Genomic DNA, 16,653 nt, shown 5'->3' with positions numbered 1-16,653 from the left:
GCTGTCGTCGTAGGTGACGAGATGGTTGTGACCATCGATGGCCTGTCATCGCTCAACATCAAGGTCGGCCCCAAAGCCGTCTGATAACAACATCATCAGCAAGCACGGAGAGGCGCACAAAAGATGCGCCCTCCGAGGAGGAGTTAAAAATGGCAGCTATGGGGGAGGGCGGCGGTAATGCCGTCATCGACCGGGCCAAATTCGGTCCACTGCAGTTCGGCGTGACGGCGCTGTGCTTTATTATCGCTATGCTTGACGGCTTCGACACACAGTCGAGTGCCTTTGTAGCGCCCAAGATCGCCGAGGAATGGGGTCTGGCCCCGTCAGCGTTCGGCCCTATCTTTGCAGTTGGTCTGCTGGGCCTGACTGTCGGTGCCTTTACCCTTAGCCCTGCTGCCGACAAGTTCGGTCGCAAGACGATCATCCTGATCTCGACCTTTATCTTTGGTCTGTTTGCGCTTCTGACTGCGTTTGCCGGTTCGATGAACGAGCTTCTGATTTACCGTTTCATCACCGGTATCGGTCTTGGCGCTGCCATGCCAAACATCATCGCCCTGACCAGTGAATATGGTCCGGCGCGTCTGCGGGCCACTTTGGTGACCGTAATGTTCTGTGGCTTCCCGCTGGGCTCGACCATTGGTGGTCTGGTTTCGACATGGCTGATCGCCACGTGGGACTGGCATTCGGTTTTCGTGGTCGGTGGCGTTTTACCGCTGCTGCTGCTGCCAGTGCTGTATTTCATGCTGCCGGAATCGGTTCGCTTCCTGGTCGCCAAGGATGCGCCTGAATCCAAGATCGCCCCGATCGTTAAAAAAATCGACGCCAATGCTTCGGTCAGCGAGTTCATCTCGGGTCTGAAGGACGAACAGTCCACCTCGGCCAAGGGCTTCTCTGTCTTCCAGCTGTTCCGTGAAGGCCGCACGCCGGTCACCCTGCTGCTGTGGGTCGCCTTCTTCATGAACCTGTTGGTCATGTACTTCCTGGTGAACTGGCTGCCGACCTTGCTGAAGGGCGCAGGTCTGCCGCTGTCGATGGCTATCCTATCGACCGCCACACTGAACCTCGGCGGCGTTGTCGGTGCCATTGTTCTGGGTCGTATGATCGACAAGCTCAGCCCCTATATCGTGCTGGGTTCGGCCTATGCCGCATCGGCAGCTTTTATCGCACTGCTGGCTTTTGGCGGTACCAACCTGACCGTTCTTCTGGTTGGCGCAGCACTGTCGGGCTTTGGTGTTGTGGGTGCCCAGATCGGCTGTAACGCCTTGACCGCTGCCGTCTATCCGACCGCCATTCGTGCGACCGGTGTGGGCTGGGCGCTGGGTGTGGGCCGCATCGGTGCCATCGTTGGCCCGCTGGTGGGTGGTGTGCTTCTAGCCGCTGGCTGGAGCCCGCAGAACCTGATCCTTCTGGCTGTCATTCCGGCGATTATCGCTTCGCTGGCTGTCTTTGTACTGGGCGGCGTTCGTCGTCGCGCCGGAGTTTAATCTGATGATCCTGCACGGTTATTTCCGCTCTACGGCCTCATGGCGCGTTCGTATTGCCCTGGGCCTTAAGGGACAGGAGGCCGTGCAGGTCTCCCACCATCTGCGTAAAGGCGAGCATCGCTTACCTGCGTTTCTGGCGCTGAACCCGCAAGGGCATCTTCCGGCGCTGGAAACCGATGACGGGCATGTGCTGACACAATCACTGGCCATCATCGAATACCTTGACGAGATTCTCCCCGAGCCGGCCCTTCTGCCCATCGATCCGGTGCAGAGAGCCAAGGTCCGCGCCGTGGCCCAGATCGTGGCCTGCGATATCCATCCGGTCCAGAACCTGAAGGTGTTGCAGCGTTTGCGCGATTTGGGCCACGGCGAGGATCAGGTTCAGGAATGGGCGGCAAAGACCATCGAGGAGGGGCTGGATGCTGTCGAGACATTGATTGCCGACCAGCCCGGCCCGTTTGCTTTTGGCGATACGCCGACACTGGCCGACATCTATATCGTTCCGCAACTGGGCAATGCCCGCCGTTTTGGTGTCGAACTGCGCTGGCCGCGCATTCAGGCCCTAGAAGCCGCGTGCATGCAGCTTGATGCCTTTAAGGCCGCTGCGCCTTCGGTCCAGCCGGACGCCGAGTAACAACCCCACAAAACCGAGCGCGGGACTGAACCCGGGCCCTTTCGGGAGGAAACCCTATGAGTTTTGCACTGGCGGCGGTAGCCGCATTGCTTTCGCACGCCCCTGTTGATGCTGTGGTCGATGCCGAAGCACCGATCCAGACGGCTCCTGTTGCCACAGCGGTTGTTGCTGCCGCACCGGCGGTCGCGCCGCCTCCGTTCAAGCTGATCAACCACGACGAGAGTTATGCCTATCTGGCTGATCGGGCCAAGCGCACCTCGCCATGGTCGCAGTTCAAATATGTGCCGGTCGGTGTTGAAGGCAGCCCTGTCTGGGCCAGCTTCGGCGGGGAGTTGCGTTTCCGTGCCGAGCATCGCGACAACGAGCGTTTCGGTCGTGGCGCACAGGATCACGGCGGCAATTTCCAGACCCGCGCCCGCGTGTGGGGGGAACTTAATCTCGGTACCTCGGTGCGCGCCTTTGTCGACATCCAGGATGCCCGTACTTCGGGCCTCGACAGCGGTGAGCCGGTGATCGAGGAAAACCGCACCGATCTGCACCAAGCCTTCATTGAAGCGAAGACGGGTCTGGCTGATGGTACCTTGCGTGTCCGTGCCGGTCGTCAGGAGTTCGGTCTGGGGGCTTTCCGTCTATTTGATATGCGGGAAGGGGCTAATGCCCGCGCCGCACTGGATATGGTGCGCGTGCTATATGATAGCCCGACGGGCTGGAGCGGCGGTGTGTTCGGCGGCTATGCCCTACGCGAGGGCAAGGCCTCGTTCGATGATGCGACCAATTTCGACTATCGTCTGTTCGGTGCCACAGCGGCCAAGACGCTGGGGCAGGGGGCAACTGCGCCGCGTCTGGAGCTGATGTACGTCAACACCGACCGCATGAACACGCCGTTCTATGGCCAGATCGCAGGTCGTGACGATCGCGATACGGTATCGGTTCGTCTGTCGGGCAAGGTGGCTCCGTGGGACTATGATGTCGAAGCGGTCAAACAGTTCGGTTCGTTCAACGATCTGGACATCGATGCATGGTTCTTCTCGGGTGTCGTAGGTCGTTCCTTCGCGGATGTGAAATGGTCGCCCCGCGTGGCGGTACGTCTGGATGCTGCCTCGGGTGACAAAGATCCCAACGATGGCAAGCTAAACAGTTTTAATCCTTTGTTCCCACAACCGGCGGCCCTACGAACCGATCTGGGCTTTGCGAACATGGTACTGCTCCAGCCGGAAGTGACTATCCGTCCGAGCGCGAAACTAACGCTGGGGGCCAATACTGCAGGTCTGTGGCGCACCAGCAAAGATGACGGGGTGTATGCCCTGTCGGGCATGGTTTTGCGCGGTGCCAATGAAGGTCAGTCGTCCTATGTCGGCTGGCGCACGGGGGTGTTCGCACGCTATGCGATTAACCCGTATGTTTCTGTCATGGGGGTGGCTAACTATACAAAGGCGGGGGACTTCTTGAAGGAAACGGGCACAGCCGAAGATCAGTCTTATCTGGGCACCTTCCTGACCTTCCGCTTCTAAAGCCTTCCGGATCTGCGTGCCGCAGATTTGGACACAAGAAAATATTCGGGCAGCGATTGTCGCTATTGGCGATGCGCTGCCCGAACTATTTTGAATAGGGTGCCGGACCTACCACCCGCTCGTTCCTTGCACACAGGCTTAACGGAATGGGCGTGAGGAAAACATAACCCGTATCTGTACGCGACGAGGGAGTATCATCGGATGCGGGCGGATCCGACGCAGCTTATCCACGCGTGGTACTGTGTCGAAATTACGATTCTGGTCGTCTGGACCAGACCTGTGGATGCTGTCAGTACAGTAGCGACCTGAACGTCAGAATGTTTTTCGCAGACGGAGCGAGTAAAAGGTTCTCGGGTCTATGGCGCGGGTTTCGACATAGGCGATGGGCCTCGTCGTACGGTCGGCATAGGCGATACGTGTTTGAGTGTAATCGTCCCAGAGGTTGACTTGCGCCCGGATCGCCAATGTCGGCGTCGGCTTGTACTCGACCCAGCCCTCGAGAAAGTCCCGTCCGCGCCACGAAAACTGTACATCCGGATCATAACTGGTCCGACCCAATAGCGGCACCCATGCGGCGCTCCATTGTAGATTCCACGCCTTGATGTCCTGGGCGAGGATGATGACCGCATGGGATTTCGGAACATTGGAGATCGGCCGTATCTGCCCTGATGTGGGGTCTGTGACCTCGGTATGGTTCCATGTGTTGCGCGCGCTGAACCGGGCACCGCTGAAGCCCAATCGGTCCAAGGGTACCTGAAGGTTTACTGCTAGGCGGTCCAGAGTGCCGTCGCCGTTGTTGCCGGTCGCAGACAAACCATCCTGCAGAGGGATGACGTCGATGGCGTCGGTGATTTGGTCATGGCGAAGAGTGATGCTGACGAAACCATCGCCCCAGAAACGTCGTTCGTAGGCTAACTCGCTGATCCAGCGTTGTTCAGGTTCTAGGTCGATATTACCGCCAAGAACGTTTTCATTTTGTAACTCTGCAGAGGCTGCGAAGGCGTTGAAATCCAGTTGCCCAACCTCGCGTTCAAACCTTAGGCGGAACTGGTTGGCAGCGCCGGGCGTCCATGTCGCCAGCAGGCGCGGCTTGACGAAGGTGAAGGTATTTTCACTGTCTGCATCGCCCGATTGGCTGATGGTAGAACCTTCAATGCGCAAGCCGCTTTCGAGGGACAGGTTTTCACGCATTCTCCACGTGCTTTTGCCGAAGATTTCGCCGCGTGTTTCCTCGACCTTCACTGAGGCCGAGGGCAGGGGAACCGGAATGCCGCCGACTTGGAAGGCCTGTTTTGTCTCCAACATGTTATACGCGACCTCGCCGCCGGCTTCCCATGTCAAACTTGGCGATTGTTCCAGACGGACCAAGCTACGCAGAATGCTTTCGGACGCATTCCCATCGGACTCAAAGCGCTGTTCCGGACTGTCGACGCCTGAAAGCGTAGTTCGGTTGGTCGAGGCTCCGGTGAAGTCACTAAACTCATGAATGAGGCGGGTTTCCGAGGTCAGGCGCGTGTTGAGCGTGCGTGTAAAGACGCCGCCGAACTCGCCGCTGGTGCTATCCTCCTTATATCGAGACGCGCGCCGAACCGTCGACGAGGTCTGCAGGCTATAGTTTGAGTAGTCATTGATCCCGTACATCGCGGTCAGGTCGATCTGGCCGCCCAGAAAGGGGCTGGCATAGTTCAGTCTCAGCGAATGCCCACCGCTCATCTGATCGTTTTCGAAGTCTTCGCTGCGCAACAGGGCACCCGTACCGTCGCGGCGAATAACAGGGCCCGTGCCATTGGAGTCGTTGACAGAAAAACCGTCGGTCAGGGTAAAGCCCCAAGTGCGGTCACCATTGCTGTCGGTGAACTGCCACGTGCCGCCATAGGTGTCGTTTCCTCTCTCATAAAGGACTGCGTTTCCAGTGAAGATTGACTGGCGACTGGACTGATCACGCGTGATGACGTTTGCGACGACAGAGAAGCCCTGCATATCGATACCGGACGCTCCGCCACGGATCAGCTCGATGCGTTCGACCTGGGTAAAGAGGGTGCGCGACAGGACGCTAGAGCCGGTATCGTTCTTGGACGCCGGACGCGCACCGTTAATCAGAACATTGCCGACCGACCCCTGAAAACCCCGACTGCCATCACCGTCAATGACGCTGAAGCCCGGAACGCGGCTGACCATGTCCAGTGCCGAAACGGGCTGCTGGCCCGCGAAGAAGTCCGACGTAAACACCAGCACGCCCTGTTGGCTGGCTTCGGTCTGTGGTGCCGAAGGGGCGACGGCGACCAGTTCTGGCGGTGGCGGGGTTTGTGCGGCGACAGGGGCGGCGAACGCCAGAGACAGGGGAGGCAGTACGAACAGGTGGGCATTGCGAAAGCGCATCGGCTGGTCTCATCAAGGTGACTGGTAATCTTGATGGCGATAGAAGAGATTGGCGTTCTGTGAGCGAGGGCGGGGGCCCGATATTGAGACGATGATTATCCGATGAACGACCTGTCAGCTCTGCTTCGCAGGCCGATCGAACTGGTATCCGAGCCATCCTTTCCGCTCGGGTCTGGCGTGGTGCATCCAGCCTCTCTCGAAGTGATATGGCCCGATGGAAGCAGTAAACTTGAGCCCCGCGTGATGCAGGTTCTGGTCGCGCTCAATCGTCGTCGCGGTGATCCTGTCAGTCGCGAGGAACTGTCCCGTCTTTGCTGGGGGGGGCGTGTGGTCGGTGATGACGCACTTGTGCGATGCATCGTTAAGCTGAGAAAATTGTTCCAGCGCGATCCAGCCGTTGAGATCGGCAGCATCCCCAAGGTTGGCTACCGCCTGCGTCTTCTGGATCAGGTGCCCGAAAAGTCAGCACCCGAACTTTCGCCACAAACAAATCTACGACCACTTTGGGTTGTTGGGGCTGTGATTGCAGTGGTTGCATTGGGAGCCAGTGTTTTCATCCCAATGAAGCCTGCCGGGGTACTCGAAGCTGTGGCCGTGCGGCCTCTGACATCTGAACCTGGCGTTGAAACCCATCCTGCTCTTTCGCCAGACGGCCGCTTGCTCGCCTATGCTGGCGGTGCTGGATTTGGGACTCAAAGGGACATTTTTCTGCGAGGTGTCACGGACGGCACACCGATCCGGTTGACCAATACGCCAGAGGATGAAATGGCCCCCGCTTGGTCACCCGACGGACGCAGCATCGCCTTTGTGCGGCGCGTTGCCGGTCGCCCCTGCGAGATTTTGGTCGCCCCCGTGCCTCAGGGCGAGCCGCGTGTTGTGGGGCGTTGTGCGGTGGAAAACATGACACGTCTGGCCTGGACACGGGACGGCGAGATTTTGCTGTCTGATCGGCCGACGAGGGATGCCGTGCGTCGCATCAGAGCTTTGGCCCCTGACACGGGAAAAATGCGTGAGGTGACCTCGCCGCCTGCGACAAGCCTCGGCGACCACGATCCTGTCGTTAGCCACGGGGGTGATCACATCGTCTTTAGGCGGGCTATCTCGTATGGGGTGGCTGACCTCTACACGGCCAGGGTTTCAGGTGCCGGACTGCGGCCGCTGACCCGTAAGGGGTGGAAGGCCATGGGCTATGCCTTCACAGCCGATGATCGAACCGTTGTATTTTCTAGCAGTCGAGGCGGTGATTCCGGCCTCTGGACTGTAGATTTTAAGCGTCCAGCAACGCCTGTTCGGTTGAGCATGGGGTTATTGGACTTTGGGCGTCTGTCCGCTGACAGAACCGGCTTGCTGGCAGTGGAAGCCAGCGATTATCGATCAAACCTGTTCACTTGGCGTGCAGGCACCGCACCCGTTGCTCTGACTAACGGGAATACCAGCGACTGGGACCCTGACCTTTCTTTGACAGGTGAGTTGACCTTCGTTTCGGATCAGAATGGTGGCTCGGAAATCTGGAGCAAACGTAGTGACGGTTTACCCACCCGACTGACCGATCTGAAGGCAACCAGCGTCTTCTCGCCTCGCTGGTCCCCTGACGGTTCCAGCATCGCCTTTGTCGCATCGCGGGATGGCCGCACGGATGTCTATCTGATCAATACCGGAGGTTCAGGACTGCGGAACCTAACGTCTGACGGGGCTGTGCGCGACGAGTTGGCTTGGGACCGTAACGGCGACCTCTTGGTTCCCACGCTTAGGGATGGTGGCTGGCGTATTGAACGGATCAACCGGCAGGGGCAGGTCACTGAAGTCGTGAATAGCGCGGGTGTCATGACCGTCAAAAGCGCAGGCAACCGGGGCCTGTATGCCCTCAAAAAGGATGACGACCGACTGTGGCAACTCGGCGCTAATGGAGTTGTTCTGAGTTCCCCCCTGATCCGCCTCGATCTGGAATCGGCGTGGGCACCGACAGAGAAAGGCCTGTATCATCTCGCAGGCATTCCGGGCGGCGAGGCCACCCTACGTCTGACGTCATGGTCTGGCACGAGCCGTGATGTGCAATCGCTTGGGACATATGGCCTGAAGCACAGCCTTGTTGTTTCCCCGATGGAGGACATTGTCGCCGCTAGAGTCGTTCGTGATGAAGCGGATCTGCGCGCTATTGGATTGCATCGTCGTTAAAAGCTCTCATCTGCCAATCCATCAACGCAGAAATCTACAACACCTTCAGCATCCAGCCATTTGATCGGCAGGCCTACACTTCGACGCTTTCGCGTCGATGCAGATACCGCTTGGACGGCTGCTACAGTTTGATTGCGAGCTGGTAGGGCCTTCTCAAGCGAGTTCAGTTAACCTTACGGCCCCCCGTCGTGGCGGTTCTGGGTTAACGATGCTGACCTTCAAGAAGGGCCGAGCTTGCGCTCGGCCCTTCCTATTTTTGGCGCAGCGATCAGAAGCTGAAGCGGAAGCCGCCGTAGAAGCGACGTCCCAGGCCGTCATAGACTTCCGGGAAGGTGGTCCAGCCGGTGGACTGGCCGATGTCGCCATTGGTACCTGCGATGAACATGTATTCGTCGAACAGGTTGTCGACGCCAGCATAGACGCTCATGCGCTCCGACACGTCATAGCGCAACTGGGCGTTGACGAAGGTCATCGACGGAAGCAGCGATTCCAGATCTTCGTTGAAGAAGCCCACATCCGCCTCGCCGACATACTGCACGCCCATAGAGACTTGCAGCGGGCCACGGGAGTAGAGGAGGTTCAGCATCGCTTCGTGATCAGGCGAGCCGACAGTTCCGGCGAAGGTCTGCGGCGCGGCGCCCGGGAAGGCGGTCGAGCCGAAGTCCAGCAGGTGGCTGTAAGATAGCGAGGCGGCGAACTGACCCATATCGCCCGAACGGCCGGTGAAGAGTTCGTTCAGGTCGAAGCCGTAACTTGCCTTGAGGTCTATCCCTTCGATGTTGATCTCGGCGAGGTTCAGATTACGGATGTTGACGAACTGAAGCGCGCCGACCGATGCACCACCGTTGAACCGTTGGATACCGCCGCAGAAAGGCGAGCTCGGGTCATAAGATGACGTGTTCTCGTAGCAGCGATCCACCGAGACTTGGCGGCCGTAGGTGCCGACGCCTTCTTCAATCGAGATGTCATAGTAGTCCGCCGACACTGACAGGCGCGACCACCAGTCGTTCCAGCGAGGGTTGAACAGGAAACCGAAGGTGAAGGTCTTGGAGGTTTCCGGTGTCAAATCCGGGTTGCCGGTGTTGAAGCCCGACACGCCCTGGAACTCGGGCTGGGTCAGAGCGAAACCGCCGTCGCGAGCGACACGCGCAACCACTGCCGGATCGAGCATACAGGCCTGGGCCACCGCGTCGCCGATGGTCGAGGCGTCGACGCCGCTGCCCAGGACAACCGTGGGGTCGGCGATATTGGATCGGGTGTTCAGGAAGGCCGCCTGGCCGCCGCTCAGAGTGACGCCTTCGCAAGGGTCGCCGACCTGCGGGAAGGTCTGCGAGCCGGGGTTGAACAGTTCATTGATGTTCGGGGCGCGCACGGCGACAGCATATTGCGATCGCAGCTTCAGCCAATCGGTCGGCAGGTACTCGACTGAAGCGGCCCAAGCCGTGGTCGAACCGACGGTGCTGTAGTCCGACACGCGTCCGGCCAGGTTCAGGTCAAGGGCTTGCGCGAAAGGCAGATTCGCCAACAGCGGGATGCGCAGTTCAGCGAAGGCTTCAACGACATCGAACGCGCCTTGAGTCTCGGGCGTGATGTTGCCGGTGGCCAGGCCCAGCTGGGTCAGCGGGTCGGGAGTCGAGCGGGCCGATTCTTCGCGGTATTCAGCGCCGACGACGAAGCCGATGTCGCCTGCTGGCAGAGCACTGGGCACATTGCCGCTGACAAAGCCGTTGACGATGTACTGTTCCTGATAGGCGTCCAAACTGGTGGCGGCGGTGAAGTATTGGACCGCCTCCTTCGAGATGCCGCCTTCTTCGAAGATGAAGATAGGCAGGCAGCCCTGAGCGCGGGCGGCGGTGTCGCGACAGACGGTCTCGCCGCCAACGACCACGGCGTCCAGGGCCTGGCGGAAGCGGGCGGTCATGATGTCGCCGTTCGAACGCTGGTCGTAGTCCGAACGACCGTAGTTCATGCTCAACTCATAGTTCAGATTGGGCGCCAACTCACCTTCGAAGCCGAGTACCAGGCGGGCCATCGCCCGTTCCGATTCATTGCCACGATTGCCCACGTCTGTGATCCGGCGGCGGAAGCCGACCACCAGATCGTCGTCGGCGATACCCGGATGCTGGGCGCGCACGGCGTTGGCCAGGGCTGTCGGTACGATGGCACTGGTGATCGCCACGCCGTAGCGGCACTCGTTGTCGCCGTCGCCGTCAAAGTCGCGGCAGTCAGGCAATTGGTCGATGCCGAACTGGTCCTGATAGATGGCTTCTGAACCGACCGGGTTGCCTTCTATCTCGCTCGAAGTGCGGCCGTGGAAGATCGACATCTCCGAGAAGAAGCGGTGATTATCGTTGATGTCGTACGTCATCTGGCCGTTGAAGCGGATCTGCTCTTCCGGCACGAAAAGCTGACGCTCGGCCGAGCGGTTATAGCCGAACCCGGCGTTGGTGTAGGGGACGACTGCGCCGTTATCATCGACCACGCTGGTCAGGTTGCCGGCCCCCACGCGTGGGATCAGCGCCGTGCCGCGCGGGATGAAGGAGGAGAAGACGCCAACATTGTGCTGGCGCGCTGTCGTCGCGGCGGAGTCGATGCACATCTCGCGATCACAGCGGTCGCGGCCATAGACCGAGCCTGTCTGCCGCCAACCGAGCGCTCCGACGAAGTTGCCGCGATCGTTAGCGAAGTTGGAGCCGAACTTCAGGCCGATCTTGAAGTTTTCGTTGTCGCCGCGTTCGGTGATGCCGCCCTGTGCAGAAAGCTCAAGACCTTCGAAGTCCTTCTGGGTGATGATGTTGATGACGCCGGCCAGTGCGTCCGATCCGTAAACGGCCGAGGCCGCGCCGGTCACTACGTCGATGCGGTCGATGAAGTCAGTCGGGATGGTGTTGAAGTCGACGATCTGGCTGCCGACGATGCCGGCCACATGCCGGCGGCCGTTGACCAGAACCAGAGTGCGATTTTCACCCAAGCTCCTCAAATCGACAGTAGTGACGCCGTTGTTGGCGGTTGAGAAGGTGGTCGTCGTCGGGGTGAAGGTCGATACGCCAGCCTCCGGAAGGGTGCGGAGGATATCGCCGGTGTTCATCTGGCCCGTGGCTTCGATGTGCTGGGCTGTGATGACCGAAACCGGAACCGGGGAATCCTGGTTCGGACGGGTGATCCGCGAGCCGGTGACGACGATCTCGCCGACCGCGGTGGGCTCAGCGTTGTCAGGCGTCTGCGACGCTTGGGCCATGACCGGCGCGGCCGAGACCAGCGCCCCTCCGATCATGGTGGTAGCCAGCAATCGCCGGCGGAAAAGGTGAGTTCGCAAGATCAATGCCCTCCCGATGCATCCTTGGATGCGGAATGTTCGTAAGAATGCTCAGGGTCTATCAGGTGACTCTGAAGCAATCAGACAGTACTCGGGAGGCTAATTAGGGCAATAATGGAATGTTTCTAATATATGTTATATAAATGACTGGCGTTAATTTAAACACAACAATAAAAATTACAAATCTGCAAATACTTATATTGAATTAGCTTCGTCTCCATGGCTTGATGTTCATGGCTTGTGATGCCTGATCTAAGTAGCTGGGTCCGACTGCAATTTCCTTTCCGTCAGCAAGGGACAAGGTCAGCTTGCGTCCGCCGCGCCGACGCATTCCCCGTACAAATGTCAGGTTGACGATGATCGAGCGGTGGCAGCGCATGAAGCGGGCAGGGTCGATCCTCTGCTCCAGAGCGCTGATGGTGTCGCGCACCAGATAGGCTATGCCGCGTGTGTGCAACTCGACGTAATCGCCCTGGGCCAGAATAAGTTCTACCTCGTCCAGCGGCTGACGATACAGGCCGTCGGCGCGCCGGATCCAGATTTCGGTTTCATGTAGAGGTGGTTCGGTTGTCTGCTGGAGCGAGGCGACCAGTGCCTGAAGCTCGGCGAAACGCTGGTCCGAGTTGCGGCCGTCCAGCCGAGCTCGCGCACGGCGCATCGCGGCTCGCAAGCGTTCGAATTCGAAAGGCTTGGTGAGATAATCGGCCGCGTTCAGTTCGAATGCCCGTACGGCATGCTGTGTGAAGGCTGTCACGAAGATGACTTCGGGAACAGGATCGTCGGCCCGTAGCCTCATCACCACGCCTAGGCCGTCCAGCCCGGGCATCTGAATGTCGAGAATAGCGACGTCCGGCTTCAGTTCACGGATAAATTGTAGCGCCTCTTCGCCCGAGCGGGCGGCGGCAACTAGTTCGACCTCGGGAATGCAGGTCAGGGCCTGTCTCAGTCGCGCGAGGGCTAGGGGCTCGTCGTCGGCGATCAACACCTTCATGCGGCGACCTCGAACGGCAGTTCGACATCGACGCGCCAGCCGCCCTCGACGCCAGGGCCGTAGCGTAGCGAGGCCTCGGGGCCATAAAGCAGGTGCAGTCGTCGCCCCGCGTTCGCCAGGCTGCGGCCCAAGCCGCTGGTGCAGGTGGTGGCGGTGCGGGAACCATCGTCGGAAACCCACAGTTTAAGCCGCTCTCCGTCACGTCGGGCACCGACCTCCAGCGTAACGGGAACCACCGAATGGGCTAGGCCATGCTTGATGGCGTTCTCGACGAAGGGCTGTAGGATCAGGCTTGGCACCATCGCTCCCATGGCTTCTGGCTCCAGCAGCAGCCTTCGGCTTAGGCGGTCTGGAAAACGGATCTCCTCGATGTCGAGGTAGCGTCCCTGGCTGTCGATTTCGATCTCCAGTCGCACCAGTTCGCGCGGCACGGCAGCCAGAGTGTGTTTCAGGAAGTCGGCCAGTTGCACCAAAATCCTGTCTGCTTCCTGAGCGCGGCCTTGGCCGATTAGGCTGGAGGCAGAGTTTAAGGTGTTGAACAGGAAGTGCGGCTGAATCTGTAACCGCAGGGCGGCCAGTTGCGCTTGTTGCGCAACGGCTTGTGCTTCTGCTGTGCGCGCTTGTTGGCGGCGCAGATTGTCGCCCGCAACCATGACGGCGCACAGGGCGGACCAGGTCATGATCGGCCACAGGAAGGAAATGTAGGTGGAGATTACATTGCGCGGGTGCAGAAAGAACTCGCCGCTAGAGGCGTGATAGTCCGTCAGCACTCGGAAGTAGGTCGCGTTCAATACAGTGTGGATCAGGCAGACTACTAGACCCAGAGCAGCAGCCCGCCAGAACCAGGCGAAGGCGCGGGGTTCTGTCAGGCGGCGCAGGATGATCCACATCCCCAAGGTCAGCAAGATTCCCGTCATAAGGCTGGCCAATCGCGCCAGCATGACTCCGTCCATCTGGTTGAATTCCGAAGGAGAAATCAAAGATCGGGCGCTTAACTGTATGGCGTTGATCGTCCAGAAGGTGGCGGTTAGCAGGACAACCGTGCCATCCAGTCGCGTGAATGCCAAAGGACGCGCTTCGTCGTCGTCGTATTCGGTCATTGCCTCTCCTTTAGAGGGCACAAAAGCACCAACCAAGGTCGCAGTGCAAAGGTGATGCGGCGAAGTGGTCACTAAGCGCGACAAAATGCGCCACTTGTCGCGACGGAACGACGATGAAATCGGCCAATAGGCCGGTTGGAGCGGTCAAATCCGTATTTTTAAATTACAATGAAATTTGAACGAGGGGGCCGCAACCATGACTGACACCGCCGATTACATGACACAGACTCTGCTGGCGGTTCTGGTTGAAGTCGAGCGCGCGGCACCGGGGTTGAGTCTCAGCCAGTTGGCAATGTTCCTGAACATCCGGCGTCAGGAAGGCATTCGCATGTTGGATTTGTCGTTACTGTGCGGTCGAAATGACGCGGCCGTTTCACGCGGAGTGCGCGCCATGGCGGTTGAGGGCGAGCCCGGCTCGCTGACACCGGCCTATGGTCTGGTGGAACTGTTGCGCGGGATGGACGGTCGCAACCGGCACCTAGCTTTGACGGCGGCGGGAAATGCGCTGGCGGACCGGCTCAGTTTCATTCTTGCAGCGGAGCCAAGTGCCGATGCTGCACCCAAAACGTCCTGTGCGACGTCGACGATTGCTGAACGCTCGAACGCTGCTTAGTCGCGTGGCCAACTCCGGTCGGGGGCGGGGGCGCGCGGCGTATTGCGCGGCCGACGATCGGCAAAACGGATGTCGATGCGGTCGAAATCCGGGCTGAGATCGACCAGCGCGCGACGAATTCGGCTCTCCTGAGCTTTGGCCCCCACATAGTCCTCGACTTCGTACTCGACGGTGATCACAGCCTTGCGCTTCATCAACCGGGCGCTGGCGATGCGGTCATCCGGGCGCGTATCGGAACGCAGGGTGCTCATGCCTGCACCAGATTGGCGCTGAAACAATAGCCCTGACCCCAGACGTTATGGATCGGCAAGGCGACGCCAGCGTCGGCCATTACCTTGCGTTTCAGGCGGCTGATCGCGGTGCGGATGTGACCGCGCGGATAGTCCCAGTCCAGCAGTAGGCCGTCGGTGTTATCAGAGAAGGCGTTCATCAGCGCCTGATCTCTTGCCGTCAGCTTAATCGAATGGCCCGAAGGCGTGATCAGTTTTCGCTGAGAGGGCTTGAGCGCCCAGTTATGAACCTCCGCCCTGCGGGCGGGCGCAATTGGTTCTGACCGTCGGCGGATCAGACGATGCAGCCGCGCCAGCACTTCACGCGGCTCAGTCTCTCGTCCAACCAGATCGTCAGCCCCCATCTCGAGCACCAGCACACGCTCCACCGTCTCTCCCTCCAGCGCGACGACCAGCAAGGGCGGTGCGTCAGAACTGTTCAACTGGCGAATGGCGGCGAGCGCCTCTGCGTCCGGCAGGCGTACGATCAACACGATAGCCTCAAATTTTTCGCCCTGTGGTTCATCATCATGAAGACAACTCGTCGAGCCGACCCTAATGACATGGAAGCCTTGGCGTTCCAGATAGCCACCCAGTTCGTGATGTTCGTTGTCGTTCAGACCGATCAGCAGCAACGCGCGTGCGCGTCCGGTCCCAACGTGTAGGCTGGTGGTCGCGATCTCATGTCGCTCGTCCCGTCTTCCTGTGTCGATGTGCAAGGTTTCCGCTCCCCCGGCGATGATGCTGATGGTGACAGGTTAGTCGCACTTGATGCGGTTTAATCGCCGTTAGGGCGGACATGGCCGAAAGTTCGCGTGTTTGCCGTGTTAAATTACCTGTTGGACTGTCAACCACATACCTTAGCGGTGCTGGCAGTCTAACGCTAAAGGTGCTCCTCTTGGGTGGCTGCAAGTCGTTGGTGGAGAAGGCATTTTATGAAGCCGCTATCTTTTAAGCGACACCGCTTCCCAGCGAAGTGATCCGTCATGCCGTCGATCCGACGACGTGAATGGCAGCACCAGAGGTTCAAATCCCAAGCCTCAGTGCAAAGATTCCTCACACCCCACGCAGCGATCTACAATACCTTCAACATCCAGCACCAACTGATCAGCAGACCCAGACTTCGCCATTCTCGTCTATGCGGATACCGTTTGGGCGGCTGCAACCACCTGATAGTTTGTAGGGTAGGGGCTTTCGACTTCGTTCAGTTAAGTCGACAGCACTAAATGGATTGTCAGATCTGGCCTTTTCCTGAGGTTATCGCCCTCAATTTGGTGCGCAAGCTATTTGACCTGACAAGATCTCCGGGTCAGCTTGGTCGACCTTAAATGATATTGATTATCAAAATCGACAAATGTAGAAGGACGTGTCCCGTGTTTTGAGTGATCTCCTGACTTGTCACACCGCCCTCAAGTGAATGAGCGTAGCATCGACGAAGTTGATCGTCGGTTGCGGGCACATGTAAGGGGCAGGGTAGGCAACAGTCAGGATGCCGAAGATATTGCCCAGGAAAGCTGGGCAAGGATCACGGCGGCCTCAAAGACCGAGAAAACCACTATTGGAAATATGCGGGCGTATTTATTCCGCATAGCGCATAATTTAATTATCGATCACCGTCGCCGAGCCTCGTCTTCCCCTGTGGTGAACACTGATGACAGTGTGATTGAACGTGTGAGGGATCCGGCTCCCTCACCAGAATCCGCGCTGATTACTCGTGAGCAGTTACAGCGTATGGACCGCATCATGGCGGCCATGCCTGCGCGTCCACGCGAGGTTTTCCGCTTGTCCAGGATCGAGGGACTGTCGTTTGCAGAGATTGGGCGACTAATGGGTACGTCGCGCCAGACCGTTTACGAACACATGACGCGCGCTTTGCTGGCGCTGCAAATGGCAGTTGATACTGATTTTGAGAAATAACCCTGACAAAGGGCAGGGTTATGCGTCTTACCTTTATGCGGGTGTGATCCGCGTAATTCGGGCAAGGCGCGCGTGAGCAGAAGTAAGATACAAGCTCGGGATCAGGACACCATTGATCCTGTGATGGCCGAAGCGACGCGATGGTTTGTTACGCTTCACGAGGAGCCTTCGAACACAGATTTACGTCCCGAATTCGAGGCGTGGCGTGCCACTGTTGCTAGCCACACGGTTTCCAATGAAAGCCTGCAGAAAATAAGGGGGGCG

At 58.9% G+C, this 16,653-nt stretch carries 12 protein-coding genes and 1 pseudogene; 7 read left to right on the top strand and 6 right to left on the bottom strand.

All coding sequences use genetic code 11. The annotated features are described in order from the left end of the window. Positions 1-149 precede the first annotated feature (149 nt). The 3 genes from RSB01_RS09740 to RSB01_RS09730 are packed head-to-tail and all read left to right on the top strand — an operon-like array spanning position 150 to position 3,629. Positions 150-1,484, top strand: a complete 1,335-nt coding sequence (locus RSB01_RS09740; protein WP_332625379.1) for an MFS transporter — start codon at positions 150-152, stop codon at positions 1,482-1,484. Between the two features lie 4 nt (positions 1,485-1,488). After that, positions 1,489-2,118, top strand: coding sequence for a maleylacetoacetate isomerase (gene maiA, locus RSB01_RS09735; protein WP_332590483.1), 630 nt, complete (start codon positions 1,489-1,491; stop codon positions 2,116-2,118). A 56-nt stretch (positions 2,119-2,174) separates the two neighbouring features. Next, the gene (locus tag RSB01_RS09730) at positions 2,175-3,629 is read left to right on the top strand and encodes an alginate export family protein (RefSeq protein WP_332590484.1); all 1,455 of its coding nucleotides are present in this window, start codon (positions 2,175-2,177) and stop codon (positions 3,627-3,629) included. Between the two features lie 312 nt (positions 3,630-3,941). Here the strand turns inward: RSB01_RS09730 and RSB01_RS09725 are convergent, their stop codons facing one another. After that, complete coding sequence (locus RSB01_RS09725; protein ID WP_332590485.1) at positions 3,942-6,008, bottom strand: TonB-dependent receptor; 2,067 nt, start codon at positions 6,006-6,008, stop codon at positions 3,942-3,944. Between the two features lie 102 nt (positions 6,009-6,110). Here RSB01_RS09725 and RSB01_RS09720 point away from each other — a divergent pair, with 102 nt between their 5' ends. Next, positions 6,111-8,183, top strand: a complete 2,073-nt coding sequence (locus tag RSB01_RS09720; protein WP_332590486.1) for a winged helix-turn-helix domain-containing protein — start codon at positions 6,111-6,113, stop codon at positions 8,181-8,183. 268 nt (positions 8,184-8,451) lie between these two features. On the opposite strand, the gene RSB01_RS09715 is transcribed toward RSB01_RS09720, so the two are convergent. From RSB01_RS09715 to RSB01_RS09705, 3 genes are all read right to left on the bottom strand, one after another. Next, on the bottom strand, positions 8,452-11,457 hold the full coding sequence (locus tag RSB01_RS09715) for a TonB-dependent receptor (RefSeq protein ID WP_332619463.1): 3,006 nt from the start codon (positions 11,455-11,457) through the stop codon (positions 8,452-8,454). 247 nt (positions 11,458-11,704) lie between these two features. Then, a complete protein-coding gene (locus RSB01_RS09710) occupies positions 11,705-12,490 on the bottom strand; it encodes a LytTR family DNA-binding domain-containing protein (protein ID WP_332619464.1) in 786 nt (261 codons plus the stop codon). Continuing rightward, the gene (locus RSB01_RS09705) at positions 12,487-13,590 is read right to left on the bottom strand and encodes a histidine kinase (protein WP_332619465.1); all 1,104 of its coding nucleotides are present in this window, start codon (positions 13,588-13,590) and stop codon (positions 12,487-12,489) included. The genes RSB01_RS09710 and RSB01_RS09705 overlap by 4 nt, the downstream gene beginning before the upstream one ends. 196 nt (positions 13,591-13,786) lie before the next feature. Between RSB01_RS09705 and RSB01_RS09700 the strand changes: the two genes are divergently transcribed. Further along, positions 13,787-14,203, top strand: a complete 417-nt coding sequence (locus RSB01_RS09700; protein WP_332619466.1) for a MarR family winged helix-turn-helix transcriptional regulator — start codon at positions 13,787-13,789, stop codon at positions 14,201-14,203. Here the strand turns inward: RSB01_RS09700 and RSB01_RS09695 are convergent. Continuing rightward, complete coding sequence (locus RSB01_RS09695) at positions 14,200-14,454, bottom strand: hypothetical protein (protein WP_332619467.1); 255 nt, start codon at positions 14,452-14,454, stop codon at positions 14,200-14,202. The genes RSB01_RS09700 and RSB01_RS09695 overlap by 4 nt on opposite strands. Then, complete coding sequence (locus RSB01_RS09690) at positions 14,451-15,191, bottom strand: response regulator transcription factor (protein ID WP_332619468.1); 741 nt, start codon at positions 15,189-15,191, stop codon at positions 14,451-14,453. Before RSB01_RS09690 ends, RSB01_RS09695 begins: the two co-directional genes overlap by 4 nt. A 321-nt stretch (positions 15,192-15,512) precedes the next feature. Here RSB01_RS09690 and RSB01_RS09685 point away from each other — a divergent pair. Together RSB01_RS09685 and RSB01_RS09680 are read left to right on the top strand one after the other, a co-directional pair. Further along, positions 15,513-15,698 (top strand): annotated as a pseudogene (locus RSB01_RS09685) (hypothetical protein); the annotation flags it as partial. A 187-nt stretch (positions 15,699-15,885) separates the two neighbouring features. Then, the gene (locus tag RSB01_RS09680; protein WP_332619469.1) at positions 15,886-16,389 is read left to right on the top strand and encodes an RNA polymerase sigma factor; all 504 of its coding nucleotides are present in this window, start codon (positions 15,886-15,888) and stop codon (positions 16,387-16,389) included. Positions 16,390-16,653 lie beyond the last annotated feature (264 nt).

The sequence above is a fragment of the Brevundimonas sp. genome (assembly GCF_036659295.1).
In the GTDB taxonomy this organism is placed as follows: domain Bacteria; phylum Pseudomonadota; class Alphaproteobacteria; order Caulobacterales; family Caulobacteraceae; genus Brevundimonas.
Note: the sequence above shows the minus strand (reverse complement) of the source record. Positions and strands in the feature narration are given on the sequence as shown.